26 protein-coding genes and 1 pseudogene are annotated in these 25,783 nt (G+C 66.8%); 1 reads left to right on the forward strand and 26 read right to left on the reverse strand.

What is annotated here, in order from left to right; genetic code table 11:
- Positions 1 to 32: 32 nt before the first annotated feature.
- The 4 genes from E2C06_RS37665 to E2C06_RS18115 all read right to left on the reverse strand — a co-directional run bounded on the left by E2C06_RS37665 (position 33) and on the right by E2C06_RS18115 (position 4,129).
- The gene (locus E2C06_RS37665) at positions 33 to 173 is read right to left on the reverse strand and encodes a hypothetical protein (RefSeq protein ID WP_165982470.1); all 141 of its coding nucleotides are present in this window, start codon (positions 171 to 173) and stop codon (positions 33 to 35) included.
- Between the two features lie 131 nt (positions 174 to 304).
- Positions 305 to 451 carry a hypothetical protein gene (locus E2C06_RS37670; RefSeq protein WP_165982471.1) on the reverse strand — a complete coding sequence of 49 codons (147 nt, stop codon included), beginning with the start codon at positions 449 to 451 and terminating at the stop codon, positions 305 to 307.
- Positions 452 to 758: 307 nt separating this feature from the next.
- Entirely contained in the window at positions 759 to 1,913 is a 1,155-nt protein-coding gene (locus E2C06_RS18110) for an NAD(P)/FAD-dependent oxidoreductase (protein WP_133290024.1), read from the reverse strand.
- A 137-nt stretch (positions 1,914 to 2,050) separates the two neighbouring features.
- Complete coding sequence (locus E2C06_RS18115; RefSeq protein WP_133290025.1) at positions 2,051 to 4,129, reverse strand: prolyl oligopeptidase family serine peptidase; 2,079 nt, start codon at positions 4,127 to 4,129, stop codon at positions 2,051 to 2,053.
- A 72-nt stretch (positions 4,130 to 4,201) separates the two neighbouring features.
- On the opposite strand from E2C06_RS18115, the pseudogene E2C06_RS39440 reads away from it, so the two are divergent.
- Positions 4,202 to 4,480 (forward strand): annotated as a pseudogene (locus tag E2C06_RS39440) (ATP-binding domain-containing protein); the annotation flags it as partial.
- Between the two features lie 248 nt (positions 4,481 to 4,728).
- Here E2C06_RS39440 and E2C06_RS18125 read toward each other — a convergent pair.
- The 22 genes from E2C06_RS18125 to pdxR all read right to left on the reverse strand — a co-directional run bounded on the left by E2C06_RS18125 (position 4,729) and on the right by pdxR (position 25,738).
- A complete protein-coding gene (locus tag E2C06_RS18125; protein ID WP_133290026.1) occupies positions 4,729 to 5,670 on the reverse strand; it encodes a hypothetical protein in 942 nt (313 codons plus the stop codon).
- 326 nt (positions 5,671 to 5,996) lie between these two features.
- On the reverse strand, positions 5,997 to 8,336 hold the full coding sequence (locus E2C06_RS18130) for a type IV secretory system conjugative DNA transfer family protein (protein WP_133290027.1): 2,340 nt from the start codon (positions 8,334 to 8,336) through the stop codon (positions 5,997 to 5,999).
- 452 nt (positions 8,337 to 8,788) lie between these two features.
- The gene (locus E2C06_RS18135) at positions 8,789 to 9,946 is read right to left on the reverse strand and encodes a secretion/conjugation apparatus DotM-related subunit (protein ID WP_133290028.1); all 1,158 of its coding nucleotides are present in this window, start codon (positions 9,944 to 9,946) and stop codon (positions 8,789 to 8,791) included.
- Positions 9,946 to 10,500, reverse strand: a complete 555-nt coding sequence (locus E2C06_RS18140) for a lytic transglycosylase domain-containing protein (RefSeq protein ID WP_133290029.1) — start codon at positions 10,498 to 10,500, stop codon at positions 9,946 to 9,948. Before E2C06_RS18140 ends, E2C06_RS18135 begins: the two co-directional genes overlap by 1 nt.
- On the reverse strand, positions 10,497 to 10,916 hold the full coding sequence (locus tag E2C06_RS18145) for a hypothetical protein (protein WP_133290030.1): 420 nt from the start codon (positions 10,914 to 10,916) through the stop codon (positions 10,497 to 10,499). Before E2C06_RS18145 ends, E2C06_RS18140 begins: the two co-directional genes overlap by 4 nt.
- On the reverse strand, positions 10,913 to 11,164 hold the full coding sequence (gene icmT, locus E2C06_RS18150) for an IcmT/TraK family protein (RefSeq protein ID WP_133290031.1): 252 nt from the start codon (positions 11,162 to 11,164) through the stop codon (positions 10,913 to 10,915). The genes E2C06_RS18145 and icmT overlap by 4 nt, the downstream gene beginning before the upstream one ends.
- Complete coding sequence (locus tag E2C06_RS18155; RefSeq protein ID WP_241671350.1) at positions 11,154 to 12,284, reverse strand: type IV pilus twitching motility protein PilT; 1,131 nt, start codon at positions 12,282 to 12,284, stop codon at positions 11,154 to 11,156. Before E2C06_RS18155 ends, icmT begins: the two co-directional genes overlap by 11 nt.
- A 2-nt stretch (positions 12,285 to 12,286) precedes the next feature.
- The gene (locus tag E2C06_RS18160; protein ID WP_133290033.1) at positions 12,287 to 12,469 is read right to left on the reverse strand and encodes a hypothetical protein; all 183 of its coding nucleotides are present in this window, start codon (positions 12,467 to 12,469) and stop codon (positions 12,287 to 12,289) included.
- A complete protein-coding gene (locus tag E2C06_RS18165) occupies positions 12,466 to 13,503 on the reverse strand; it encodes a type IV secretory system conjugative DNA transfer family protein (RefSeq protein WP_241671347.1) in 1,038 nt (345 codons plus the stop codon). The genes E2C06_RS18160 and E2C06_RS18165 overlap by 4 nt, the downstream gene beginning before the upstream one ends.
- Positions 13,457 to 13,906, reverse strand: a complete 450-nt coding sequence (locus tag E2C06_RS18170; protein WP_133290034.1) for a DotD/TraH family lipoprotein — start codon at positions 13,904 to 13,906, stop codon at positions 13,457 to 13,459. Before E2C06_RS18170 ends, E2C06_RS18165 begins: the two co-directional genes overlap by 47 nt.
- A gap of 59 nt (positions 13,907 to 13,965) precedes the next feature.
- A complete protein-coding gene (locus E2C06_RS18175; protein WP_133290035.1) occupies positions 13,966 to 17,001 on the reverse strand; it encodes an ATP-binding protein in 3,036 nt (1,011 codons plus the stop codon).
- Entirely contained in the window at positions 16,998 to 17,627 is a 630-nt protein-coding gene (locus E2C06_RS18180) for a hypothetical protein (RefSeq protein WP_133290036.1), read from the reverse strand. The genes E2C06_RS18175 and E2C06_RS18180 overlap by 4 nt, the downstream gene beginning before the upstream one ends.
- 7 nt (positions 17,628 to 17,634) lie before the next feature.
- Positions 17,635 to 18,033 carry a hypothetical protein gene (locus tag E2C06_RS18185; protein WP_133290037.1) on the reverse strand — a complete coding sequence of 133 codons (399 nt, stop codon included), beginning with the start codon at positions 18,031 to 18,033 and terminating at the stop codon, positions 17,635 to 17,637.
- 81 nt (positions 18,034 to 18,114) lie between these two features.
- Complete coding sequence (locus tag E2C06_RS18190; RefSeq protein ID WP_133290038.1) at positions 18,115 to 18,570, reverse strand: hypothetical protein; 456 nt, start codon at positions 18,568 to 18,570, stop codon at positions 18,115 to 18,117.
- 94 nt (positions 18,571 to 18,664) lie between these two features.
- Positions 18,665 to 19,666: a hypothetical protein gene (locus E2C06_RS18195; RefSeq protein WP_133290039.1), complete on the reverse strand. Its 1,002-nt coding sequence runs from the start codon at positions 19,664 to 19,666 to the stop codon at positions 18,665 to 18,667.
- 58 nt (positions 19,667 to 19,724) lie between these two features.
- Complete coding sequence (locus E2C06_RS18200; RefSeq protein ID WP_133290040.1) at positions 19,725 to 20,924, reverse strand: DotG/IcmE/VirB10 family protein; 1,200 nt, start codon at positions 20,922 to 20,924, stop codon at positions 19,725 to 19,727.
- Positions 20,925 to 20,926: 2 nt separating this feature from the next.
- Entirely contained in the window at positions 20,927 to 21,826 is a 900-nt protein-coding gene (locus E2C06_RS18205; protein ID WP_133290041.1) for a DotH/IcmK family type IV secretion protein, read from the reverse strand.
- Complete coding sequence (locus E2C06_RS18210) at positions 21,826 to 22,470, reverse strand: DotI/IcmL/TraM family protein (protein ID WP_133290042.1); 645 nt, start codon at positions 22,468 to 22,470, stop codon at positions 21,826 to 21,828. Before E2C06_RS18210 ends, E2C06_RS18205 begins: the two co-directional genes overlap by 1 nt.
- Before the next feature lie 41 nt (positions 22,471 to 22,511).
- The gene (locus E2C06_RS18215) at positions 22,512 to 22,736 is read right to left on the reverse strand and encodes a hypothetical protein (protein WP_133290043.1); all 225 of its coding nucleotides are present in this window, start codon (positions 22,734 to 22,736) and stop codon (positions 22,512 to 22,514) included.
- A 42-nt stretch (positions 22,737 to 22,778) separates the two neighbouring features.
- Positions 22,779 to 23,585 (reverse strand): hypothetical protein, encoded by an 807-nt coding sequence (locus E2C06_RS18220; RefSeq protein WP_133290044.1) that lies wholly within the window; start codon positions 23,583 to 23,585, stop codon positions 22,779 to 22,781.
- A 94-nt stretch (positions 23,586 to 23,679) separates the two neighbouring features.
- Positions 23,680 to 24,015, reverse strand: coding sequence for a helix-turn-helix domain-containing protein (locus E2C06_RS37675; RefSeq protein ID WP_165982472.1), 336 nt, complete (start codon positions 24,013 to 24,015; stop codon positions 23,680 to 23,682).
- 253 nt (positions 24,016 to 24,268) lie between these two features.
- Positions 24,269 to 25,738 (reverse strand): MocR-like pyridoxine biosynthesis transcription factor PdxR, encoded by a 1,470-nt coding sequence (pdxR, locus tag E2C06_RS18230; RefSeq protein ID WP_133290046.1) that lies wholly within the window; start codon positions 25,736 to 25,738, stop codon positions 24,269 to 24,271.
- Positions 25,739 to 25,783: the final 45 nt, after the last annotated feature.

Genomic DNA, 25,783 nt, shown 5'->3' on the forward strand with positions numbered 1-25,783 from the left:
TGCTGTCCCACCATCCCTCGTCTGGGGCGGTATCAGACTTCCTCATCGATGCGGTTCTGTTCGATGGCTTCAAGCGGTGTCAGACCAGCGTCAAAATACTTCCGCCATAGCTCCGCATCAATATCGAAGGTCACGACAGCCTCGATTTCGGCAATCCAGGTCTGGAAGTCCATGTGCTTGCTCCGGTGCTTCACCGAGTGGCTGCCGTCGCCGCCTTGCCGGATCGCTGATCGTTAATGCGTTCCTCGAAGGTCTGTAAAGGCTCACGTGCTGCGGTAGCCTCCCTGGCGGCGTGGCGGGATGCCTACCCCGCTCCCTGCGCCTTCCGCACCCCGTCCAACACCGCCTCATGCATCGCCAGTATCCGCCGCAGCGTGGGCTTCCCTTTGTCGCTCGCTTCGGCGATGCCCTCGTGCATTTCCTCGATCCCCGCCGTCATCTGCTCGGCCAAGCCGGATAGCCGCTCCTGTAGCTGCTCGCCGTCATCCTTAGGTTCGACTGTCCAGATCTCCAAAATACGAGAGAGTTCGGTGACAGCGCGGGTGGGACGCCCGCTTGCAGGAGCTTGATGAGGGGGCCAAGTCGGCAGTAGGGGAGCGGGACATGCATGGGAAAGTAGGTAAGCGGACGGTGAATCGCTAGACGGCGAGAGGCTGCTTTGGGTCGGATTTCGCTGTTCCGCGGATCGTAATGATGCAGCGGTTTCAGAACGACGATCACTGGTGTGGTGGCGTGGCCGACGCGGCAGGACGCTCACCTCATCGGATCGCGTCGGTTCCTGTGCCTGGTGACTGCTCGGTACTAGCGGTCATCCGCAGCGGATCGTAGGCCCCGAGGTCGAGGTCCGGCTCCTCACCCAACACAACCTGGGCCAGCAGCCGCCCGGCGGAGGGGCCGATGGTCAGACCTGATGGACCCAGGCCGTTGCCGATCACCAGCCCCTCGAGCCCGGAGATCCGCCCCAGCATCGGCCTGAGGTCCGGACCCACGGGCCGGAAGCCGATGCGTGTCTCGATGAGGGTCGCCGACCCAAGCCCGGGCGCGACGGCCAGTGCTTGGTTGAGCACCTCGGCCTGACCGGCGGCGGTGACCCGGTAGTCGAAACCGGATCCGGTCTCGCGCGTGGCGCCGACAACGACCCGGGAGCCGCCGAAGGCAAGAAGGTAGTGGCTGCTCTGCGGCAACACCACCGGCCAGGCTTCGGTCTCCACGCCCTCAAGATGGAGGTGGGTGATCTGCCCGCGCTGCGGTGCGACCGCGAGCCGGATGCCCAGCGGCATCAGCACCTCCGGTGCCCAGGCCCCCGCCGTGACGACCACGCAGTCAGCCTCGACGACCTCTGACTCCAGCTGGATGCCGCTGACCCGCTCGTTGCGGACCAGCACCTCTGCCCTGCCGACGTGGAAGCGCGCACCTTGACGTTCCGCCGCGCGCCAGAGAGCGGCCGCGAGGAGCCGCCCGTCGATGCGGGCAGCACCGCTGACATGCACCGCACCCAGGTCCGGATGCAGCGGCGGGAAGAACGCACGCGCCTCTGCGGGCGAGAGCCGCGTCACCGCGCCGCCCTCCGGGGCCATCGCCACTCGGGCCCGCACGGCTTGCTCGATGCCGTCGAGTTCCGCGTCGTCCGCCGAGACGGAGAGGGCGCCAACCCGGCGATAGCCGGTCTCAGTCTCACCTGCTTCGGCAAGGTGCTGGATCAGGGCGGGATAGTAGCGCGCGCCTGCATCGGCGATGGCACGCCAGCCTGGATCGACGCGGCCCGAGGACCATGGCGAGACGATGCCGGCTCCGGCGGCCGTGGCCCGCCCGGCGTGAGCCTGATCCGCGACCACCACCTGAATACCGGCCTTGGCGAGGTGGAAGGCGGTACTCGCGCCGAGCACGCCGGCGCCGACTATAGCAACCCGCATGATCCCTGGCTCCTCCCGCAGCAATGGGCAATTTCGGCAGGTCCGCTGTGGAGAGCGCGCCTGTAAAGCCAAGTGCCTCCGTCGTCCGTGCGGCCAAGGCTAGGTCAGTTCGGCTTGCCGCGCCAACTCTCCGCGAGTCAGGCCGCCTCCGCCTCCCAGCCGATGGCGCGGCGCAGGAAAGCGGCGCCGAGGGCGGCAAAGCCGGCCACCTCTGCATTGTCCTTGCCATAGCCGTGCCCGCCCGCCGGCGGCTCATGGAAAAGTGCCGGGTAGCCCATGGCCTGCAGCTTGGCGGCCATCTTGCGGGCATGGCCGGGATGCACGCGGTCGTCCCGCCGGGTCGTGGCCAGTAGGATCGGCGGATAGGGCCGGCCTGGCTCGGCCACGTGGTAGGCCGAGAGGTGCTGCAGGAAGGCCCAGTCCTCCGGCTTGTCGGGGTCGCCGTACTCGGCGATCCAGCTCGCCCCGGCCAGCAGGTGGCTGTAACGTCGCATGTCAATCAACGGGATGGTGCAGAACAGGGCGCCGAAGCGTTCGGGGTAGCGGGTCAGCATGTTGGCGATCAGCAGCCCGCCATTCGAGCCGCCCTCCGCCGCGATGCGCCCGGGGCGGGTGATGCCGCGGCGCACCAGGTCCGCCGCGACCGCAGCGAAGTCGTCATGCGAAAGGCGCTTTCTCTCGCGCCGGCCGGCCTCGTGCCAGGGCGTGCCGAATTCGCCGCCGCCGCGGATATTGGCGATCACCGTCGTGCCGCCCCGCTCCAGCCAGAGCTTGCCCTGAATGGTTTGGTAGTACGGCAGGCTCGGCACGCGGAAGCCGCCGTAGCCGGTCAGGTAGACCGGCGCCTCACCGTCCTGCCCGCCGGCCGGGCCGGTCTGCAGATAGGGGATGCGCGCGCCGTCCACCGAGATCGCCTCGTGCCGCGCCACCGCCAGCCCGGTGGCATCGAAGGTGGGGGAGGACTGCTTCAGCAGCGCCGGCGTGGCAAGGTCCGTGCTGGTCAGCAGCAGGCTGGAGGGCGTGACCGGGTCCTGCACCTGCGCCAGCAGGGTGCCGTCCGATTCCTCCGGTGTCGCATCCAGCGGCCAGACCTGCGCGACCCCGTGTGGTGGCAGGCCGGGCAGCGCCGCCGCCGCCCAATCGTCCGGGCCGGGAGTGAGGACGGTGAAGACCGGCCGCAGCTCCTCCAGCACCGAAACCACCAGCCGTCCGTCGCACCAGAAGAAGCCTTGCAGGGCGCGGCGCTCGGCGGGGGTCGCAAGCACCCGGAAGTTTCGTTCGCCGGCGAGGAAGGCGTTGAGCCGAATGCCGAGCAGCGTGTCCGGCGCATGGGTAACCCCGTCGATCGTCCAGGGGCTGCGCGGTCGCACCGCGAGCCAGCCGCGGCGCCAAGTGAACTCGGCGTCGGCCGGCAGTTCGACGTGCCGCCGCGGCCCGCCCCGGTCGCCGATATGCACCGCCATGTCGTAGAAGCCGCTGCGGTCGATGAAGTAGACCGTCCCGGGCAACTCCTGGTCCACCTCGATGCCGACGGCCATATGGGCGGCGTCGACGGCGAAGATCACCGGCGCCGCGGCCGGGTCCGTGCCGCGCGACCAGGACCGCACGGTACGGGCGTAGCCGGACGTCGTCGCCATACCCGCGCCGAGAGCCGAGGCGAGCAGCAGCGTGTCGCGGTCCAGCCAGACGGCACCGCCCTTCGCCTCCGGCAAGGTAAAGCCATCGGCGACGAAGCGCTGAGAGCCGAGATCGTATTCCCGCAGTACCGCCGCGTCGCCGCCACCACGGGAGAGGCGGAGCAGGGCGATGTCGTGGTGGCCGGGGAGGGTCTGGCTGCCCTGCCAGACCCAGTCCTCGCCCTCCGCCCGCGCCACGGCGTCGAGGTCGAGCAAGATTTCCCAACTCGGCGACGGCCTGCGGTAGCTCTCGAGTGAAGTGCGGCGCCAGAGGCCGCGTGGATGCGTTGCATCCTGCCAGAAGTTGTAGAGCAGGGCACCACGGCGGGTGACGAAGGGCAGCTTGTCCGGCCGGTCGAGCGCCGCCTTCACCGCAGCCCGGTCGCTTTCGAATCGGGCATCGGCGAGGTGCGCGAGCGTCGCTGCGTTCTGCGTCCCGACCCAGGCGAGGGCCCGCTCGCCCTCCACCTCCTCCAGCCAGAGCCAGGGGTCATTGTCGGGGACGGCGAGGGTGGGGCGGGGATCAGCGGGGATCGGCATGATGCCTCTTCTACCGGCCCTACGGTGGCTTGGCGACGCCGACGCCGTGCCAGCAGTCCACGTCGACTACGAGGGCCGCGACATGCCTACGGCTTCGGTGAGCTGGACGAGCTCGTACTGGCCTGCGCCACCACCGTCCACAAGACCCAGAGCTCGGAGTACCCGGCCGTGGTCATCCCGGTCACCACCCAGCATTACCCCATGTTCCAGCGCAACCTGATCTACACGGCGGTGACCCGGGGCAAGCGGCTGGTGGTGCTGGTTGGCCAGCGCAAGGCGCTGTCCATCGCCGTCCGCGACCAGCAGGCCCGCCGCCGCTGGTCGAAGCTGAAGGAATGGCTCGCCCCGTAAAGGGGCTGGTTTCCGAGGGCAGGAGGTCTGCACAGGGCGGAAAGCGGCGGTAGAGGGCGATCCAAGCAGATGTCCGCTCCCCCCTGGAAACGGACATAGGAGACAAGCCGCTTCGGCTCACACTCGACGGTATAGGTTGGCCGCAAGCTGCCTCTCCGCTTTCCAGCCAACATCCGAGAGGACTGCCGTGGGTCAGCCCGTATCCAGTTCCTCCCGACTTCGAGCGCTTAGAGCTAGTCTAAAGTCCGTCAAACATTGGCAACTACGCCGGAGGTCCGAAGCAAATCAATAAGCTCGGGAGTGAGGCTTGTGCCATTCCATCCGATCGTTGCAAACAAGTTCGGCAGCCTATCTGCCTTGATCGGAATTTGCGCATTCTCTCGAATACGTTCAATAACTATACGCTCTCCTTCAGGAGTTGCGGCAATTTCAGCGTCAATGGTCGTCGCTATGCGCAAAATGACATCTGTGAACCCAAGGACTCCATGGAAGCTCAGTTGCACTTCTTGGCCCTGGAGGGCAGTGAAGTGTTCAGGCACAAACTTCATGCCCAAAGCTGCCTCGGTTGCTACCGGCTTGAACTCGGACTGCGCTCCCCACAACTTGCCATCGCACCTTCGTCCTCTATGCATTAGGCAGTTGCGCAGTTCCTTGAAGTACCTGTAGCATTTCAGAAGATTATTTATGCTGACAAGAGAGTATTTTTTTGATTGGCGAAGCGATGGCTGGATCGAGTTTGAAATGGCAACCGAGCCGGTAGCTTGAAGCTGATTTATGGCGAAAAGGACACCATTGACCGCAGTAACGCCGCTCGGAAACTGCATCTTTATTGCAAGATCCGAATTACCGAATATTTGGCATATCCGCTCGCACCATATTTCGTATAACGCAATTATGTTGACCAGAGCTACTTCTGATAGGCGATCCCTTTGCATTTCCCAGGTGTGAGTACGGAAGGGCGTTATCAGATTTGTTGAGCCGCGAGTGCCTGGTGCAGTGTTGTATTTATGAGCCAAATCTGACACGCTTACAACGGAATTTTTTTCGAATTCTTCTTCTATTACCGCCCTGAAGTTCCAAAGCGCCGTAGCTGCTGGCAGCACGAAATCATGAAGTGATATGATTTCGTCATGTAGCTCGTTAGTCTCAGAAAAAAAGTACTTGTTCTTACTGGATGGTGCCGGATGCAAGGTGAGCCTCTTGAGAGATGAGCTAGAAGATTGTGATTCAACAGAGATTGGTGCACAAGGGCCGCTCGTCACATGTCATGTTCAGCCAGCACGGGGTGTGCTCCGTCCGCTTTCGAGATCTCGTTTGCGACCGGCTGATGACCGACTTGGGCGCAGAGCCGCCGATCCTCTGATCCCGGCGGAAATGTCCGCTTCGCGCCTGAAACCGGACCTCGCTTGACCGTAGGTGAAGGACCGCTGAGGGTCGAGACCGGTCACTTACCAAGGTTGGAACGGGCGCCTCGCCGGTGTCGGCCAGGCTATTGACCAAGCCACCCGAATGGAGATCAGTTATCTGCAAGATCCTCCATGAGAGCGTCCAGGACATCGCGTAGTCGCTCTGGGTGCATTGCCGGTGGCTTGGGCAGTGCAGCCAATTCCAACGCATCATCTCTCAGGGCGATGGCACGCCGCGCCTCCTGCTCCACTTCTTCTGGCGTCCTGCCGATCGAGTGCTCGATGGCGGCAATGGCTTCCAGAAAGGCTTTGACCTTCCGGCCGAGACTGGCAAGGTGAGCCTGCTCTGCGTCGTCGCTGACCGGCGCTGTAGCGACGACGTGGAGCGTGGAGGTGAACTCCGTCTCTGGCGCTGCGCCGGAGGCGGGCACCGGGGCCGGCGCGGCCTCCTCGACCGGAATGCCCCCCGCGGCATTGATCGCTGCCTCGGCTGCTACGGCCGGGTCGAAACCCGCAGCGATAGAGGCAGCGAAACCCTCGCGCGCGGCATTCAGGACGGGGGAGGGCGCCGGGTCGGCGGCGGGGTGCCCGCCGCATTCGAGCGCGTCCCGCACCTTGGCATTCCGATCCGTCAATCGCCGCGATGCGCTCGGATCGGGCGGCATCATTGGGACTGGCCGGTTGAGACGGTAGAGGTCGTTGTTCCCTGCCTTGGGCAAGACCGCGGTGAATAGCTTGGCGTAGACCCGGTTGTTGGCCAGGGTGATGATGCCTTCGCCAGGGATCAGGCCGCGGGCGTCGCGCCAGTCGACACGGGCGGTCTTGCGCACCTCAGCACTCTGCGCCGGCAGAAAACCGACACCCTCAGCCCGGTAGGAGGCCGTTTGGGTCACCTCCGCTTCGCCAAGCGTCTGCTCGATGTGCTGGCGGTTGAGCCCTCCCTCGTTCTGCCGCAGGACGATCTGCAGGTTGGCGTTGTTGAGGAGGGAATATGTGACATCGCCGATCTTGGCGCGGAGGCCGGCGACATCGTGCCAGCCGAGGACGAACATGAAGCCCAGGCTGCGACCCTGCTGCAACTGCTCCTTGGTTCCGACCGACACATAGGCCGCCAACTCGTCGTAGACGACGGGGTAGGGGGTCGGAGCGGAGGTCGGCTTGTTCGCAATGATGTCGCCGTGCCGACCCTCGAGACGTCCGCCCAGGGTCTGCGCCATCATGTTGCGGATGGAGGCAACGATCAGCTTGCCGAGCGCGGCCGTGGTCTCGCCTGAATTTTCCAGGGCCGGCAGGCTGACCACCAGGATGCGGCGATTGATCGCCACGTCACGCATGTCGACGCCGCTGATCTGGCAGCGGAAGATATGGCCCAGTGACACCCCAAGCTGAGTGAAGGTGGCGCTGAAGTGCATCGTCACATAGGCATGCTGCTCGCTGGCCTTATCCCGGGGTCGCTTGTTGAGATGCATCTCCATGTCGTAACCGCCGGTGTCGCCCAGGTACGAGCGGAGCGGGGCAACTAAGGCCTCCGGCATGTCCGGCACGTCGATATGGTGGATCTCGCCGCTGATGGGATCGCGCCGGCGGAACCGGCGCTCAAACGCAAGATCCGCAACGCTCTGCAATTCGGTGGCGAAGCGGATGCTGTCGATGTCAATGCTGACGTTGTGCTTGTCTCGCATCCAGACCAGCACGGGCGCATTAGCGCCCAGCAGCGCGGCAGCGCGCTGCATGAAAACCTTGTTGTCGCCACCACCTTCGGGGTTGTGCTCGATCTGTGAGATCAGCATTTCGCGGATCGCGTCCGCGCTGGCCCAGGCGAAGGGGTTGAACGTGTGGCTGTCACGGGCTCCGCTGGCGACCAGCAGGTTGATGACCCGGACATCCTTCTCCCGGCCAAACACCCGTGCCATGCGGTAGACATCGGCATAGAGCCCGGTGTCCCCCTTGCCATCCACGAACACGAACCCCGAGCCCATAGCCAGGGAGTTGGCGCAGAGGCCGAGCAGGGTTGTCGTCTTGCCGGCGCCGGTGACGCCAAGCACCGAGACATGCTGGCGGCCGTCATCGTCGCTGATCCAGAGCTCGCGGCCGGTCGTATGGTCGATGCCCAGGTAGATGATGCCGGCAGCCTTGCGGAGCTTGCGGGAGCCCGGCAGGGGGTCGTTGTAGTCCGGCCTCCCCGAGGACAGCGGCATGCGCAGCGGCAAGCGCACTGGCCGGCGTAGCACGGCCCAGGCGTAGGCACAGGCCGCGGGGATCACCCCCGCGACGATCGCGGGCTCGGCCGCCACGGCAACGGCCGCAGCCGCCAGCAGGACAACCGATCCGCTGCCCATCAGCGCCTGGCGGAAGCTCTCACCGGTCGAACGGACTGGCTGATAGACATCCGCCGCCGAACGTTCGGCGGCGGCGTCGGGCCCATAGATGTCGCGGCGGACGGTCGCCATGGTTAGTCGCTCAGACCGAAGGGATCGGCCTGGGCAGGACGACCGGTTGCCGGCGGTGCAGGGACGACGGTCGGCGTTGCCTGGGGCAGCGGTGGTGATTGGGCGGCGGCGCTGCGCAGGCCAGGCAGGCGTGTCACTGGCTCTAGCATGGACGCGGGATCGACGCCGTTCTCCGCACCGGCCGTGACCACCTTATCCCAAGTGCCGGCGATAAAGCCGCCGCCCCCGGACAAGGCGATGCATAGCAGGGCGGCGACAATCCCCTTGGTGCGGTGGCGCGGCCTGACATGCACCCCATCCCCGCGGAGGCTGACATCCAGGCCGGCCGTGACGTGCAGGCTGAAGTTAGGGGGAAGATCAACCCGCACGGAACTGCCCCACAGAACGAGTATGGGTTCGTGTTGGCATGTCATTCTCCTCGATGCTGGTTCCGGTAGTGCGGGACGGATGTGTCAGTCCGCCGCCAGGTCAGCATCCGCGACAGCGGCGCGAATGGCGTTGGCCGCCATGCCGACCATGGGGACGTAGACGGGTTGGCCTATTTCGCGCTCAGCGGACCAGTGCTCGCGGGCACCAAGGGCTTCGGCATAGGGCGCCTGGGCGGCGCTGCGGTGCCAAGGCTGGCCTGGTGTCGGCGCACCAAGGCTGTCGAGGGCCATGTAGAGCGGCCGGTCAATCAGCTGGACGAAGGCAAAAAGGCCGGGGTTGAACACGCCGCTCCGCTCCCGCGCGTGGCAGAGCAAGCTCATGAGCGCGGTGTGCGTGTAGGCGTGGCCGGCGGCGAGCCGCTCGGCGGGGTCAGCGATCTCCGGATCCAGCATCCAGGCATCCGCTGCGATCGCGACCGATGCGGGCACCGCCAAGGCGTGTGCTGGGCCCTCTGGCCCTTCATCCTGACCAGGGGGCACGGCCTCTGCCAGGTCGCCGAGGAGGTCCATCGCCTCCTCGCGCCGACGGGCAGCAAAAAGCGCGAGGATGGCGAACATGGTCCGAACGTGCGGCTGGGCTGCCTGATAGCCGGCCCAAAGGGGGCCAAGCTGGCGGGTGAGCGCGCTACGGGCACCCGCCTCTGAAAACTGCCCCTCCGGGGTGCGGGCGAAGCGGCTTGCCCACTCCCCGGCGTGCAGGGCGGGATCGACCGGACGTGGCTCGCCCTCCGCCGGCGCGACCGGGCCGAGTTGGCGCGACAGGAAAGGCTTGATAGTGCGGAAGTGCGCCGCTTGCTCGCGCATCAGGCCGCGCAGGTCGAAATCCCGCTTGTACCGGCCGCGGGCCTGGCGGGCGCAGAGCCCTGCCAGGGTCAGCAGCAGCAGGCTTGCGGGCCAACGCCAGAAACGGCCGACATCATGGGCGAGCTGCCAGAGATCTCCGGGGCCAATATCCGGGTTGCTTGGATCGGCGGTGAGGACCTGGTGGTCCAGGTTTCGGTAGGCGTCGGTGACCAAATGCGCCGGCGCCATCATCCAGTGCTGCAGGGCGAGGACCGCAGTGATGATCTCGTTGCGGCAGAACCACCAAGCCGCAAAGGCTCCGGCTCCGAGGAACAGCAGGACGCCCCCGATGATGATCAAGGCCTCATCGGGGGCGGGGCCCCGGCTCTCGTTGTTCATCAGTCGGCCCTCGCCATGGCGGCTGTCTCAGGACGGCGTCGCGCCTGCTCGAGCAGGACCATTGCCTGGTCGCGGAGCAGCCGGAGATAGCGGTCCCGGAAATGCGGGGTGCGGCTGTGGTAGTGCGCGACACCCTTCCAGAAATCGTCAGGCGCGCTGTCGATGGCGTCGCGGAGGATCCACGCAGCCGCTTCAAGGTTGGCGCAGAGGTTGTCTCGGAGGGCGATGAAGGCCTCTGCCGGGGTGGTTTGCCAGCGCTGAGCAAGTCGCCGCAGCCACATGGCATTGACCTGGGCCGGCCCGACGTCCGGGGGAGCGCCGCTGGCATTTGGTGTGACGCGCCCGAGCCGACCGTTCTCCACCCGCATGATCAGCACCAGGAGCGATGCCGGGATGCGGTGCACGGCCCCGGCCGCGGTGATGCAGCCGGCGACGTAGGCCGCAGGGTCGTAGCCAGGGGGCGCCACCGGCACCGGCCCTGGCGCATTGGAGTAGGGCTGCGCCGCGGCCGCGCCAGCAGACAGCAGCAAGGCCGCGAGGGCGTGGCGGATCACGGGACCGGTCCCGGAGCGTGGCCCGGGACGGGCAGGGGCGTGGCTGCACGCCACACCGCTGTTAGGTCGTTGACCAGCAGCACACCTGGTCGCGCCGCTTGCTCGACGGCTTCGATGGTGGCCAGCATCACAGTGGAGAATGGCACGCCGCTCAGCTTCGCCGCCCGGTAGCCGAGCAGGGCGCGATCGTCCGGCTCGATGCGGAGCCCGATGCCGGCCCCCGTCGCCTCTCGCCAAACGGCGTCGCCAGCCGAGAGGAATACGGGCAGCAACCCGTCTGGTGCGGTAGCCAGGTCAACCGAGACAGAGCGAATCTGGCCGCTCGCCCGGTCTCGCAATTGGACATCGCGGCCGGAGCCCTGCAGCACCCGGCCGAGAGTGGAGGCAACCGCCTCAAGCGATACGGCGGCGGTCATGCGAAGAAGCGCTGCTTCGAGGGCGGTGTGGCGAGCCGCTCGGCCCCAGCAATCCAGGACCGCACCCGGCGGCCGGCGCCGACGACGGAGAGGCCGGCGGCACGGACCAAAGCGAAGATGACGGCCACCGCGACGGCGAGATAAATCATCCGCCAGTCCCAGCCTGTGAACGGCACGGCGACGAAGGGCGCCAGGGCCCAGGCATCGAGCCCGAGGAATGTTACGTCCCGTGCTGTGTCACGCCACACTGGCCAACTCCTTCCCGGCAATCTCCGCGCTGATCCGACCCTCGGACCGGGCGGCGCGAATGGAGTCTGCGAATGTGGTGCCCTGTTCCTCGGCCATGGCCTCGACCAGGCGCGGCCATTCGTCGGGATTGGTAGCGGCGAGCTTGCGGCGGGTAGCGCGGTCAAACGCCAGGAACTCCCGCACTGGCGTCCGTTTGCCGTCGACCGACCAGACCAGGCGCTGGTTGACGATGAGGCGCAGGGACTGTGCCAGGGCGATCGTCATGGCAGTCCGCTGCCCCTCCGGGCAGAGACTGACCGCCCGCTGGATCGTCTCGCCGAGACTGCCGGCGTGGACGGTCGTGTAGACGGCATGGTTGGTCAGCGCCGCATCGACAGCAGCCGCCATGGTCTCTGCGTCGCGGCACTCGCCGACGATGGCCACGTTGCAGGCCGACCGCATGAGGTTACGGATGCCCGCCCCGAAATTCGGCAGATTGCGACCGACCTCGACCTGAGTGATCTCGGACGCCGGGCTGTTGACGTCGTCGTAGATGTTCTCGATCGGCGCCGACAGTTCGGTGATCACCCGATGGCTTTCCGGGTCCTCCAGGATTGCGCGTGTTACGCCGCCGAGCAGTCTGGTCTTGCCTGTGCCGGTAGCGCCGGCAACCAGGACAATGCCGTCGCGCGGAAAGAATCCCGCCGCGAGGCGCGGGTCGACGTGCTGCTGTGACAGAGGCCAGGTCGCCAGCGGCATTGTCCGGATCACCAACGCGGCGCCATCCACTCCGCGGGCGTAGGCTCCCTTACCGTTCACCCTGAACCGGAGGCGGGTTTTGCGGTCGGGTTTGATCTCGTAGGCCGTATCGAAATCCTGGGCCGACTTGATCTGCGCCATGGCGTCGGCGCCGCGCAGTGCGTTTGCCGCCTCTTCGACCTCGTTCTCGGCCAGACGGCGCTCGCCCAGCTTCCGAACACGGCCATGGACCTGCAGAATGATGCGCTTGCCCGTCTGCAACCGGATGTCGGACGCCTCGATGGCCGTGGCCCATCCGAGCAGATCGTTGAGGCCATCGCGAGTGAGGGCGTGCCCCTCGCCGGTCCAGCGAGGGGCGGCGAGGGGCAGATCCGCCAACATCGTCACTGAGTGAGCCACACGACAAATCGGAGCAACATTGAGGCTGCAAGAAAGCCGGCCAAAATGCAGATGATGAAGCGCGGTAGGCCATCGATGTCGTCCGGTAAGTGTCCTAACGTGATCCGCCCGAACAGCAAGGTGCCAATCAGAAGCCAAATGACTAAAGAGAACACACTGGCGCTCATTGGCCGACACTCCCGATAGGACTTTCCCGTTCGAAGTTCGCGGTTGGACGCCAGCGGCCGGTATTGGGGTTGAGGCCGCGTTGGCGCGTGATGGAGATCGTCGTGTCCTGCAGGTTCATCCGGTCGCCGCTGCCGGTGACCCGGAGGTGTCGCACGGCGATCTGTGGCTGCTCGACCAGGCCGGCGCGGAGCAGGACATGGAATCGGGCCATGCCGATCAGGTCTGTCTCCAACGTCCCCAAATCGGACAGGAGCGTCTCGACCGCCAGCCGCTCGCCCTCGGCCCAACCATCGGCGACGCAACGCGACCAGGTCTCGGCTTCCTTGTCCGTTCGCGGGCGCAGGGTCTCGGCCGGCGGCGTGGGCGCACCCCACTGCCGGACCAGGTAGCTGCGCCAGTCGGGGACAGTGCTCGTCAGGCGGCCCTGGCGGGTGATGCGGTAGATCCGTCCCGTCTCGCGTGCGACCTGGCCGCCATCGCCGAGGGCGAATGCCATCTGCGCTTCTGTCACGACGGGCGGCAGCAGCATGGTGGTGCGGCCGCCAGTGGAGATGGCCACCGTGCTGAAATCGTACCGGGCGTCGAGCGCAGGCTCGTGCCGGCGGAGCATCTCGTTGATGCCGAAGCTGCGAGCCGAAAGGCCGCCGCGGGCGCCGTAGGCTTTACCCTCCTGGCAGACGGCCTGCATCCGCATCCCCTCCGCCCCTTTCTCAGGGAGCGTCGCGGGACGCAGGGCCTGCAGCGCCTCGAGCGAAGGCGGACGGCCGCCGCCGGTCACCCGACCAGTGATACTGGCGCCAGTGACGGGGCTGTTGATGCCTCGCGCGTTGATGCGGCCACCACGATCTACCTGTTCGGCGGACGGCATTGGCGGCACTGGCGCATCGGCGATCCCGTCTCCCGCAGAAGCGGCTCGGGCCAGCGCCGCTGCGGCAAGTCCAGTGAGGATGGTGGCGCAGAGAAGCGCCGCCCGGAGGATATGGCGGTCAGACATGGCGCTGCACCTGGATGATGCGCCGGTCGGGATCGACAAGCAGGGTTGCGCGGTCGCCGGCCTGGGTGCCGATGGAGCGGAACACGTCGAGGATCGAGGTCCCGTTGGCATCGACGGTTACGGTCGGCATCGCCGGCGCGCCGGGGCCTGGTGCGGCGTAGCTCCAGCCAATCCGGTCGGCGAGCGCCTTGACGGCCTGGTCCATCGGCCCGGACCAGCGCCAGACGATTGGCTTTTGGAGTTCGGCCGGGGCTACCTGACCGGGCCTTGCGGTCGCCCGCATTGCTGTCATGGCGCGGTCGACGCGGTCGAAGGATCGCAACAAGGCGACTTCGGGGTTAGCCGTAGCCTCGGCATCGACATCGGAGCGGTCGGCGGGATGGTTGGCGCAGCCGGCCAGGGCGATCAGTAGGCCGGCTGCAGCAAGGGAGATGGGTCGCACCGTCGTACCTCCTTGGTGGTGAGACCAAGATGAGGCGCGACGGCGCGAATGGCGTTCGGCTATTCAGCAGCGATTGCCAAGCTCTCCGCGTCGCGGAGGATCATGCCGAGCCCGACGCCGTTGGCGATCTCGTCGGACAACTCCATGACGACGCCCTGCTCGGCGCGCTCACTCTCCTCGCCGCGGAGTACCCGCCGGTCCTTGCGGCGCTTGATCTCGCGGACCGCCGTCCCGCCGGCGAACACCCGGGCAAGCCGGCGGAGGGCTTCGCCGAATCCCAGCCGCTCATAGAGGCTGTCTCGCAACGCGGCATCCTCCGGGGTGGTGCTGAGAGCCCAGAGCTCGATCGGGCCTAGGCTGTTGACCAGCATCTGCTCCCAGACGGTGTCGGCGGCGTTCATCACCAGCACGAAAGGCGCGCCCCCGTGTCTCTGGTCAGGACCGTTGAGGCGGCTGCGGATCGTCTCCCTGGTGCCGGGCGCCAGGCGGAGACGATCAGCGATGCGGTCGGCCTCATCGGCGTCACCGACACCGCAGATCCAGCGGCCGGTTGCCTGCGACAGCAGGTGCTCGCCGAAATCATCGGAACGCTGGGAGCTGATCCCCATCTGGACACCGTGCTTGGCCCCCTCCCGGTCGTCGCGCTCGACCTGGGCGCGCACGTCTGGTTGGGAGACCGTGCGTTGGTATTCGTCGTATTCCAATCTCTTGACCGCCTCATAGGCTTCGGTGAAGCGCTCGAGATGGTAGTCCCGAACCAGGGCCGGGACGTGCTCCGCGTATTCGGGCCGGAGGAAGAAATTGCGGCCGATCATGTGCCGCGCCAGCAAGTACATGACGCTGGTCTGCCAGTCAGCGTCCGGCGATCCGGTTGGGGCAACGGCGTCAAGATCGAGCACGATCACCCGCGCCTGGCCAAAGTCGATCCGGGTCGGGGCGTCGAGGGTCGGGAAGCGCTGGACGAATGCTTTGATATAGCGCTCGAACATCTCCACCAGGGTTTCCACCCGGTGCGGGATGACGCGCTCGAACAGCTGCTGGACGTGCTGGCTGCGGCCCGCGCTGATCAGGTCACTGATCCGCGGTACGGCGTGACGGTTCGCCATCTCGGCGGTGACATGCTCACCGGCGGCGCAGAGCGCGTCGACGACCTCCCACCAAAAGGGCTCCTCCGGCAAGGCTGCCCGGATGCGCCGCAGCGCTTGGTCCACGCAGGGCTCGACCCCTGGGTGGAAAGGTTTGGGGCTGGTGTTGGCGCCATCGGTGCCGAACATTCGGTACGCCTCATCCAGCACCAGGCTGATGAGTTGTCCCATGCCTTCCTGCGGCGTGCCGCCAGGCGGAGTGGTGATCAGGCTGAGGAATGACTGCTGAAACGCCTTCTCCAGCGAGAGGGGGCGGCGGCAGCCAACCTGAGTATCGAGGATGTTCGCCGCGTGCTCGGGGATCGGCTGTACTTTGACGTAGAGCGCCTCGTGCCGGCGTTCCTCTGGGAGGGCTTCGCAGAGCAGCACAACAAGGCCCTCGGCTGAGCGCCCGATGTCAATTTTGCCCACAAGTGGCAGCCGCGCCCCGCGGCGCCCCTGGGCGGCGTTGGACAGAATGAAGCCAAGAAGGTTGGTGTTGGCCAGCACGGATTTACCCCGACGGCTCGGGCCGGTGTAGATGTCGGTGACTTTGATGCGGGTCGGGCTGCTGGGGTCGTAGGGCCAGATACGACCATCGGGCGAGCGGAACAGCACCGGTCCCTCCGTCCAGGGCGAGCCCGGACGCGCCCAAGGCATCATCCTGAGGACGTCGCCGAGCGGCGCCTGCGCCGGCTTGGCGGTCGAGGCCGCGGCCATGCCAAGCGTGCTGCTCATGAGCCCGGCCAGGGGATCGCCGGCGCCAAATTTGGCCCGCAGATTGCCCCAGGTCTGCACACGGTGCTCCAGGATTGCCTTGCGCCGCTGCAGCGTGCCCGGCTCGCCAGCGGACGCCCAGGTGGCGAAGCTGGCGCGCAAGCGGACCAGCACGTCCTGATTGGAATCGCGTAGGTCGGCATTGGCCTTGATGCCGTTCCAGGTCGCGCGGTTGGCGGGCAGAAAGGCAAGGAGCTGGGCCGCGGCGGCCTTCATGGCGTAGGTGGTGCCGGCCCCTCCCTCGATCAGGAACGAGGCCCGCCAGGGGATATGCTCAAGTGCCATGGCATGCACGAGGTGGGCGAAGGCCATCGGACGCTCGGGGCCGAGCCACATATCGAGGCTGGCCCAATCATGGGTACCGAGGCGGACCGTCGACGCTGAGAGATTCGTCGCGCCTTCCGTGCAGATCTGCTCGGGAAGGTTCGGCCAGAGCGCGCCCTCGGCCGTCTCGGGCTGGCCCTCGTCGGTCAGGCGCGGCATCACTGGATCACCCGGCAGATTGGGGGTCCACTCAGTACCCGACGTCTCGGGCAACATCGCCTCACGTGAGACGCGGATCATCTCCCGTGGGGAGATCTCCTCGTGGCTGATCTGCTGATTGCGGAACGCGCCGAGCACCCGATCCACGAAAGCCCGATGGCGCCCCACTACCACGTCAGTCGCCAGGAATGGCTGCTGAGCATCGCCCATGTCGGGCATAGCCCGCCTGGCGGCGTTGATCTGCTCGTCGGCAAGGCCGTTCTCCAGGCGGGTGAGGGCGGCCTTGCGCTTGGTCCAGAGGACGACGAACGCCGCCTCCCACCGCATCATGGTGGGAAGGCGACGCTCACGCTCGGCAAAAATATCCTTCAGATCCAACCCCAGGCGCTCCGCCGTACCGCGCGGAGCACGCAATGCGTGGCGGATCTCGGTACCGGAGAGCCCGGGATCGACGCCGAACCAGAACTGCATGGCATGGCCCGCCTGGTCGAATGCGCCACTCAACTCCAGGCGCAGGCCATCCGCGATGCGGTTGACATCTGCCTCTGTCAGAGTCCGCCGCACGCCGAGCACGCGAACGATCGTCGCCGCATCGCCAGTGTGGGTCAGCAGGCAGTCGCCGCCGGCCGTATTGAGGTCGCAGAACGCCGTGATCGGCTGTTTGAGCAGGCTGATCTGAATGTCGGCGAGCGCGCGGGTGAGCCATCTCATGTGGGAAGCTCCGAGGCGGCCTCGAGGAGGGCCGGGTAGACGTCGCGGCCGGCAACGTGGTGCCGACCCTGGTGCAGCAGGCGTAGCCCGGCCGGCACTGCTCGCCGGGGCGCCGGCATACTGAGCAACGCGGCCCCGAGCTCGCGGGGAGAACTTGTGCCGATCCGCTTCTCCGCGTCGCGGGAGAGGTGATCGAGGGCTTGATAGGTGCGGTAGGCCGCGCGCAACCAGGGCGTGTCAGTGGCGGGCCGGCTGGCAAGGCAGGGAGCCTCGCCGTGCGCGACAAACACGCGATGGACGGCGCGGACGAGCCAGTTAAGGGCAGCTTGACTGACGTCGGGCAGCCAGATCAGCACCGCCTCACGGTCAATCTGGTCACTGCCAAGCCTGTGCATGGCCCGGCAGTGCAGACAGGCAGTGGCGAGGTTGGCGGCCTGGCGGTTGCCGTGGTCGCCATCCAGGGGGAGAGGCTCCGGTGCTACGGGGCGCGGATCACCGCAGAAGCGGCAAGCGCCTGCATCCTGCGCTGGATCCGCGGTGCCTTGTCCATCATGCCTGGTCCCGTCGAGGGCAGCGGTCCAGGCAGAGGGGTGCACAGCGAAGCCCAGCGGCAGGAGGCGGGTCATCGTCGCCTCAACGACCGAAGGTGAACGGCTGCGCGCTGGCCGTGGGCGCACCTCCAGTGAAGGTCTGCGCCCCGAGCGTGGCAAATCCGCCAATGCCGGCGATGATCGAACCAGCGACGAAGCCGACCACCGCCATGCCGTACAGGCCGCGCCCTTGGTTGTTGCGGTTGGCGCCGCCGAACAAGTACCAAGCCGACAGCAGAAAAACCATCGCGCCGACGATCAGGAACAGCGGACCCATGATGGCGCTACCAGCGCGCCCCAGACCGGTGCCGATCTGCTCGCCGCGGGCGAACAGGTCAGCGCCCTGGGCCAGGGCATCGGGGATGCCGGCTAACAGCGCGGCTGTGGCAACCGAGGCGGCGAGAGCGGCCCGGGCGGTAAGGGTGTTGCGCAGGCTTGGCATGGTGCTTTTCTCCTACCGGCGAAACTGTCGCCCTCTGAGTGCGAATATCCGGCCGACCGGCGCGAATGGCGCCGATGCTTGTCAGGAGCCGGTGGGAAGCAGCTGGACGAGCGAAGCGGCCACCTGGTCGATCCGCGCCACGAGGCTGCCGGAGATGAACAGGACGGCGGGAACACCCCAGCCGTGGCGCCGCGTGCCCTTGGCCACGCCGATTGCGGCGAGGACGCCGCGGAAACACACCGCAGCGCCCATCGCAGCCCAGAACAACTTGAAGCTCTCAAGGACAGCGACGAAGGACTGCGCCGGGGTCATGTTGGCCCAGGCGCCGATGTCGACCTGCTCATACGAGGACATGCCGACGCTGTAGGTGCCGGTGGTCCCGAGCGTCGTGCCGGTCAGGTTCAGCAGGTTGGTGAACCCGACAAGCATAAAGCCGAACATCATGATGCAGGCTGGCGCCCACCTGCGGGCGTACCAGCTGGAGCGCGGGTTGGCGGATTGCCACAGCGCATAAGCACCGCCGGCAATGGCCGCCATGCCAGCGATGAGGCAGAGTGGGCCGAGCCAAGCGAAAACGAGGCCGGCAACCCGGTTGCTGAAGGTGATGAACCACTGCACTGTGCGCGCCCCTTCAGTTCGTAATGGTGCCGCGCTCGGTCAGGATCTCCCAAGCCGTGCTCTTCTGAGTGATGGACAGCACCTTGCCGTAGCCAGGCACGTCGCTGCCGGGCTTAGCCTCGACCGCCGGCGGCTGGCCCGGCGCGGGATTGATTGCGACCAGGTAGGCGAGGTTGTTGGCCGCCCCGGTGATCCGGTACGTCGTCGCGGCATTTGCGGAACGCGGAGCGGGCGCAGCGGCCGGCCGCTGCGGTCCTGCCGCCGAGGTAACTGCTACCGGCGGCGAACCTGCACCCGCAGCGACGGACTGCGTCGCCGCCATGCTGACCTTGGCCTCGAGGAATGCGATCCGCGAGTTGACGTCGGCCTGCGCCGAGCGAAGATCAGCCTGCAACTGCCCGACTTCTCGGCGCAAAGCGATCTGCGCCTTGAGACTCTCGCTCAGCAACGCGCTGACCGAGGTCATCATCGCGGAGAGCTTGCCGACTTCCTCATTTGGGGCCGGCGCGGCAACGGGCGCCACGATCGGCGCCGTCGCTTGCTGCAGGAGCTGCCGCTGCTCGGCCAGGGGATCGGGCTCTGCTCGTGGCGCCGGCGATGCCGCGACGGGTGCCGCCGCAACCGGGACAGGAGGGGGAGCCGCCTGGGGCACGACGGGAGCCGATGTCTCGGCCAGTACCGCCACCGGCTGTGGCGCTGCCGGGACAGCACCGTAGCGGTCGAGCGTAGGCGAGGAGGGCGGCGTCGCCGCGACGGCCGGAGCCTCCATCTGCAGGCCGAAATCTGCCGGCCCAGGTTGGGACAGGCCGACGTAGAGGATACCCGCCACGCCGCACACCACGATGGCCGTGGTGGCAAGGAAGGCGGTGCGCCGGGAAACGAAGCCAGGCAGTGCCCGCCAAAGGCTCGGGTCGGTCGGGGCCTCATTGGCGGGTGCGCCCGATACCGGCGGAGGCGGCTGTTCGGCTACGCCCTCCCCTGGCAGACGCAGGTTGCTGGCATGCATCATATCCATGACGGGACCTCGCTTGTTGTGAGCCGAATGTCCGGCGCGGCGGCGCGAATGCCGCCAGCTATTCGTCGACCTCAAGCGAGGTGCGGAACATGATTCCGAGCTCGGCGCCGGCATCGATGAAAATAGTCCGCTCGCGGGGCGCCTGCTCGCGCAGCATCTGGCCAGCCGAGGCGCCAGCAGCGCCCGCGCCGATACCGATCATCTGCTCGGGCGTGAACTGCCGGAACGCGGAGAACCCTCCGTAGGGCCCGGCGGCGACAGTGGAGCCGGACGAAAGCAGCGCTTGGCCGAGCCCCTGCACGAAGGCCGCAGCGGCCGGAAGTACCAGGCGCTCGACGGTGTGTGGATCGACGCGACTTGCGACCGCAGAATCCATGGTGTCAGGGGCTACGGCAAATGCGTCAACCGGCACGGGCCTGCCGTCGATGGCGATGCTGTTGAATCGCAATCCAAGCAGGGCGCCCGGCTGATTGCCGCTGCCCTGGCGGGTGTACGATCCCAGCAAGCGGCGGCCGGCGATCGGACCGGACAGCGCCTGGGCGATAATCGTCGGCGAACCCTGGTCGGTGTTGCCGCCAGTGACGATCACCCCATACACGCCCGTGCCGGCCTCCATCAGCAAACGCTTGGGGCGCTGCGTTGTAGCCCGCGGCGGCGGGGAAGCCGTCTGCATCAGGCTTCCAGTAGGCGTCGTGTTGCCGGCCAGACGGGCTTGGCCTGGGCGTGCCGCGCCGCCATCCTCATAGATGTTCTGGCCGGAATCCTTGCCTCGCCAGGATGCAAGCAGGGCATTCATGGCATCGAGCTTGGATTTGATCTCGGACTCAGTCGCCACTCGTGCCGGCGCAGCTGCGGCGGCCGGTGCAGCGGGAGAGGGTGCCGCCGGCGCGGCCATCTCCTCCAGCCGTACTGTGGAAGGAGCACCCTGAGGCCCTACGTCACCCGGCTCACGGGTGACAAATCCGCCCATATCCGGGGTGTAGCTCTGTCCGCGGTTGCCCGCCGCATTAGCGTCGCGGGTGGCTGCGGCCTGGCGAAGTCGCTCCTGCTCGTCTGTGCGGTTAGGACCGGCTAGGCCGCCGCGGATGGTTGCGGGCGTGCTGGATGCCGTGGAGGGATCGAAGCTCGACGTCGTCGTTCCCGGCCGCAGCACGAGGTAGCCGACGACGGCGATGGCGGTCAGGGCCGTGGCGCTGATCGCCGCGAGGCGGGCGGTGCCTGCGCGTGGCATCACCTGGGGGATTGCAGGGAGTGCCATGGTCAGTTCGTCCTCACACGCACGATGCTGTTCCGGGCGCCGGTCGCCATGGAAATCGCCATGTCGCCGGTCGCGCTGTTGATCGGCAGTCGGTAGATCCTCACCCCACCTTCGGCCGACATCTGTCCGGTCGGCTCCGGCGCGAGGATCGGATAGGGCGATCGCACGAAGAGATCGCTGCCGGAGCGCCAGGCGCGGACCTCGTCGGGCGATGCTCCTGAGATCGCCAGGGAGCGGGCGCCGGCTGGGGTGATCCCCTGCAGCATTGCCTCCATCCCGGCATCGCCACTGTCGACGGGGATCGCGCCATCAACCTCGGTCGGCTCGGCACCGGGCCGGTAAGCCGAGACATGGACTGCGGCGCGGGCGTCGTACGCACCGGTCCCCGTGACGATCTGGAATGTGAGGGGGGCGGGTGCGCCCTCCAGATAGACCACAAGGCCGCCGCGCGGGAACGTGCCGCGGACGGTCACCTGAACCGTGTTACCGTTGGCAATGGGCCGCCGAACCGTAAATCCGTTTGGGTCAGTGTCAGTGGCAGGGTTGCCGTTACTGTCGCCCGCGACGGGCCAAGGGCGGCCGGAGCGATCGAAAAATGAGAGTGTCGCCGGGTAGCCCACGGCGGCCTGGACGATCGGGGTTACGCCGCCTGGCGCGAAACCCATGTTGACCCGCCGGTTCAGCGCACTGACCAGGGTTGCCGGGCTTCCGATACCGGCGCGGGCTCGCTGATCCGCGTTAAATCTGTTCATCAGGTCGTTGACCTGATCAGGGGTGAATGGAATCGCATTGCGCAGCGCCGCCGCGTAGGCAGGATCGCTCTGCGCTGGATCGGGCGCCTGGGCCTGCCCGACTAGGGGCAAGGCGAGCACGGCAATTGCGGTGAGGACGGCGGAGCGCATTATCGAACTCCTGGCAGGCGCGTCAGCGGCTTGGCGACAAAGACGGCGAACGCGATGCCCCGCGGATGCTCGGGCTCATCGGTGCGGGAGATCGTCATGTCGAGCAGCAGATCATCAGGGACACCGCCGTTGTTGTTCTCGAACACCACGCGGATCGGCATCTGGACGCGCCAGGTGTAGCGGTCACCGATCACGGCCTCACGGACGATTTCCGGGGGGCCGAGTGGCACGGGCCGCGCTACGAGAGACTTTTCCTTGATGGTGTCGAGGTTACGCCGGAATGAGGCACCGAACCCACGCCACGCCGTGTCGCCAAAGCATCCCTGAGCCCGTCGCGCTTGCTCTGGCCAGTGCACGTAATCGATGTCGTAGGCCATCACGGCACAGTCGCGCGCCCAGGCCAGCACGCCCTCACGCGTGACAACAGGATCCGAGAGCGGGCGCAGTGGCACAGGCTGCTGCATGCCGTTCGTGGCGAAATACTCGCGCGCCGGAGGCCGGACCTCGCGGTAGAGCACGGCTCCACCGAGAAGGAGAGCGCCTGCCCCGAGCACCACGAGGCCAGTCAGGGCCTTGTTGAGCAGCCGGGCGGTGAATTCAGGGTTCGCAATCTGCCGGCGAACCGCAGCCTGTCGGTTTTCCATGCCGAAACTCTCTCTGGATACGGCGCGAATGGCGTCGCTGATCAGCGGATGGCTTCCTCGATGCGAGCGGCAAAGCCGTCGCACAGCGTGCGGTGGCTCGACTGCGCCCTTAGCTCCTCGGAGGTAAAGGTCGCGACCGTGCGCCAGAACAGGATGAGTGAGCCAGCGATAAGCACCACGAGGCCGGTCAGGGCCTTGCTGCGCAGCCGGGCGATGAGCTCGGGGTTCGCAATCTTCCGGCGAACGTCAGCCTGTCGGTTTTCCATGCCGAAACTCTCTCTGGATACGGCGCGAGTGGCGCCTCGCAATCAGTGGACGGCAGCCACGGCGTAATCAGAGATGCCTGCGCACATCGCGCGGTAGCTCGACTGGGCCTTTGCCTCCTCGGAGGTGAAAGTGGCGCCGGTGCTCCAGAACAGCCGGCCGCGGACCTTGCAGCGCCGCTCCACCATGCGGGGCAGCAGCCGAGCGTGCCGGGCGCGGTACTCGGCTTTGTAGTCCTGCAGCAGGAATTCCGAATCCCGCTTGGGCAGTTCGAGCCGGTGGGCTTTGCTGGCGATGGTCGTGGGCGACACCACGAAACCCAGCTTGTCGCTCAGATCGCGGGCGATGGCCTTGTGGTGCTGGAAGGAAAACCACCGGTCGGCCAGCCAACGCTCGAGATCGTCCGTCCAGACGAGCTGATGGCGCTTCGGCCCGATGTCGATGCCGGGGAAAAGCGGCAGCAGGTCGAGCAGGCTGCTCCGAGCACGCTTGTAGAGGCCAAGCCAGCGCGCCTTGCTACGGACGCCGGAGGGGGAGCGACCCAGGTGCGTGGCGATGTGGGATGTGGTGAGGTCGCGGATCCAGAGGTCGATCAATCGACGGATGGCGGCGACGTCCCAGGCATGCTGCCCATGACCGACGCGCATCGGGCGGTCGGCAGGGGTAGGCAGGTCCAGATGGACGATGCGGCTCATCAGCTGCTCGTCGGTCAGGCCGAGATAAGCGGCGCACGCGTCGCGGCCGTGCCCCTGATCGATTAGGCCGGCGAGGACGCGGTCGCTTGGCGCTTGGCTGGTGGAGACACCAACGATGCAGGTTTGATGGGCGGTAAGATTGGAACGGGAACTCATCGCTCGGCTCCGGCAGCGGAGCGTTCAGCCCCGCATTATACCGAGCCGGTATATTTCTACCGGATATATCGTGCAATATATCTAATGGGTATACTCAGCGGCTCAAGAGGTTGTGAACGTTCGACCCGAGTGCCTTCGCAACACGGGTCATGACCTCGAATGTCATATCCGCTTTCCCACCTTCGATCCGGGACAAATACCCCTGCTTGATCCCTACCTTTTCGGCTAACTCCGCTTGGGTGAGAGACAGCGCCTTGCGAGCCGCTTTGACGTTGGCACCAAACGTTATGCGTTCGTCATCACCCATCCCGACTTGAACCCTCGGCTGATTAGCTGGCTCAGCCGCCAGAATGGGATCGAGGTAGATCATAATGACCGAGTCTCTCAAGGCGCCGCGCGAACCGACGCTGGTCCCAAGTGCCTCGAACACGTATTTCCGGGAACAAGCCACGAACGAGCCGCGTGTAACGAAGGTTCTAGTGCTCAAAACCGGACGTTCGGGACCCACGCTTAGGTCGGGTCTGAGCGGAAAGCGACGGCAGAAGGCCCTCGCCTCAAGGTCTTGTCCGTCTCCCCAAACAGACAAGGACAAAGCCCGTCTAGGTTCAAACCGGACGGCGTGGTCTGGCCGAAAGCAGAATGGCGGCTCCTGAGCGCGGTGGCGCTGAAAGCAGCCGCCAGCATCACCCGCGACCCCCGCCATCCTCAGTATGCTTGAGGATCTCTTTCAGCATGCGCACCCCTCGGTCGATGGTGCCCTCATCGAGGCTGGCATAGCCCATCACCAGCCCTGCCGTGTGAGGCCGGGCTTCTGCAGGAGTAGGGGCATACAGCGGGCTGACCGGGTACACGCCGAGACCTGCCGCCTGCGCCCGGGCGATGAGCGCGTCCTCCCGCTCCCTCGGCACCCGGTCTAGCCAGACGACGACATGCAGCCCGGCATCGGCGCCGACCACTGTCACGGCATCGTCCAGGATCGCCGACAGGGCGGCGAGCAGGGCGGCGCGCCGTTCGCCGTTGCGGCGGCGAACCCGCCGGACGTGACGCTCATAGGCGCCGCTCTCGATCAGGTCCGCCAGGGCCTGCTGTTCCAGGCCGGGAGAATGCCGGTCTGTCAGCCGCTTCGCCTTTGCGAAGGCCGGGGCCAGTGCCGCCGGGACGACGAGGTAGCCGAGGCGCAGGGTCGGCGAGAGCGTCTTGGAGACGGTGCCGAGATAGATGACCCGTCCGGCCGCATCGAGGGCCTGCAGCGGCGGGATCGGGGCGGTGTCGAAGCGGTATTCGCTGTCGTAGTCGTCCTCGACGATGTGGGCGCCGCTGCGCCGCGCCCAGGCCAGCAACTCCCGCCGACGCCCGGCAGACATGACGCTGCCGAGCGGAAACTGGTGGGATGGCGTGGCATAGGCCAGCCGGGCCAAGGGTAGTGCTTCCGTTCGCAGGCCCTCGCGGTCCACGGAGACGGGAACCACCTCGGCCCCGGCCGCGACGAAGACTTGGCGCGCAAGGTTGTAGCCGGGATTCTCCATGACGACCGGGTCGCCGGGGTTGAGCAGCAGCCGCGCGCAGAGGTCGAGCCCCTGCTGCGAGCCATTGACCACCACGATTTGCTCCGCATCGCAGCGCAGCCCGCGGGCCCGCCATAGATAGCCCTGCAAGGCCGCCCGGAGGTCGGGCGAGCCGCTGGGGTCGCCGTAGCGCAGACTCGGCTCCCGGCGCAGCAGGGCGCCGGTGACGGCCTTCCGCCAAGCGAGCATGGGGAAATCGGCCGCTGACAGGTCGCCGTAGCGGAAGTCTGCCACCATCCGGCTTCCTGCGGCCACGGGCGGCGGAGTGAAGTCCGCCAGCTGCTGGCCATAGGCCGACAGCCGGTCCGATTGCTCCGCTGGTCCAGGCAGTCCTGGTGTTACTGGCGGAGGGCCAAGTCCCTGGGCCACCCGCGTCCGGGCACCCTGCCGGGCCTCCAGGTATCCCTCGGCGATCAGTTGCTCATAGGCAGCCGTCACCGTCGTCCGCGAGACGCCCCACTCGGCCGCCAGCGACCGCGTGGAGGGCAGCCGGGCGCCGGGGGCAAGCAGGCCGGCGGCGATCCGGTCCTTGATCGCTTCGCAAATCCTCTGGGTGATTCGATCAGGTGCGGGGGCTTCCGGTGGCATGGCAGCAAACTGGCCCAGTGCTTTCGCGGAAAACTGGCCATCCCG

Source organism: Dankookia rubra, from assembly GCF_004355005.1.
Classification (GTDB): domain Bacteria; phylum Pseudomonadota; class Alphaproteobacteria; order Acetobacterales; family Acetobacteraceae; genus Paracraurococcus; species Paracraurococcus ruber_A.

Bases quoted from the DNA above. Each gene is read 5' to 3' on its own strand.
- E2C06_RS18220 (WP_133290044.1), bottom strand. From the start codon at position 23,585: ATGAGTTCCCGTTCCAATCTTACCGCCCATCAAACCTGCATCGTTGGT.
- E2C06_RS18130 (WP_133290027.1), bottom strand. From the start codon at position 8,336: ATGGCGACCGTCCGCCGCGACATCTATGGGCCCGACGCCGCCGCCGAA.
- E2C06_RS18175 (WP_133290035.1), bottom strand. From the start codon at position 17,001: ATGAGATGGCTCACCCGCGCGCTCGCCGACATTCAGATCAGCCTGCTC.
- E2C06_RS37665 (WP_165982470.1), bottom strand. From the start codon at position 173: ATGGACTTCCAGACCTGGATTGCCGAAATCGAGGCTGTCGTGACCTTC.
- E2C06_RS18155 (WP_241671350.1), bottom strand. From the start codon at position 12,284: ATGTTGGCGGATCTGCCCCTCGCCGCCCCTCGCTGGACCGGCGAGGGG.
- E2C06_RS18200 (WP_133290040.1), bottom strand. From the start codon at position 20,924: ATGGCACTCCCTGCAATCCCCCAGGTGATGCCACGCGCAGGCACCGCC.
- E2C06_RS18160 (WP_133290033.1), bottom strand. From the start codon at position 12,469: ATGAGCGCCAGTGTGTTCTCTTTAGTCATTTGGCTTCTGATTGGCACC.
- pdxR (WP_133290046.1), bottom strand. From the start codon at position 25,738: ATGCCACCGGAAGCCCCCGCACCTGATCGAATCACCCAGAGGATTTGC.
- E2C06_RS18185 (WP_133290037.1), bottom strand. From the start codon at position 18,033: ATGCCAAGCCTGCGCAACACCCTTACCGCCCGGGCCGCTCTCGCCGCC.
- E2C06_RS18215 (WP_133290043.1), bottom strand. From the start codon at position 22,736: ATGGAAAACCGACAGGCTGACGTTCGCCGGAAGATTGCGAACCCCGAG.
- E2C06_RS18110 (WP_133290024.1), bottom strand. From the start codon at position 1,913: ATGCGGGTTGCTATAGTCGGCGCCGGCGTGCTCGGCGCGAGTACCGCC.
- E2C06_RS18145 (WP_133290030.1), bottom strand. From the start codon at position 10,916: ATGACCGCCGCCGTATCGCTTGAGGCGGTTGCCTCCACTCTCGGCCGG.
- E2C06_RS18190 (WP_133290038.1), bottom strand. From the start codon at position 18,570: ATGGCGGCCATTGCCGGCGGTGCTTATGCGCTGTGGCAATCCGCCAAC.
- E2C06_RS18205 (WP_133290041.1), bottom strand. From the start codon at position 21,826: ATGCGCTCCGCCGTCCTCACCGCAATTGCCGTGCTCGCCTTGCCCCTA.
- E2C06_RS18180 (WP_133290036.1), bottom strand. From the start codon at position 17,627: ATGACCCGCCTCCTGCCGCTGGGCTTCGCTGTGCACCCCTCTGCCTGG.
- E2C06_RS18195 (WP_133290039.1), bottom strand. From the start codon at position 19,666: ATGGATATGATGCATGCCAGCAACCTGCGTCTGCCAGGGGAGGGCGTA.
- E2C06_RS18135 (WP_133290028.1), bottom strand. From the start codon at position 9,946: ATGAACAACGAGAGCCGGGGCCCCGCCCCCGATGAGGCCTTGATCATC.
- E2C06_RS18210 (WP_133290042.1), bottom strand. From the start codon at position 22,470: ATGGAAAACCGACAGGCTGCGGTTCGCCGGCAGATTGCGAACCCTGAA.
- E2C06_RS18115 (WP_133290025.1), bottom strand. From the start codon at position 4,129: ATGCCGATCCCCGCTGATCCCCGCCCCACCCTCGCCGTCCCCGACAAT.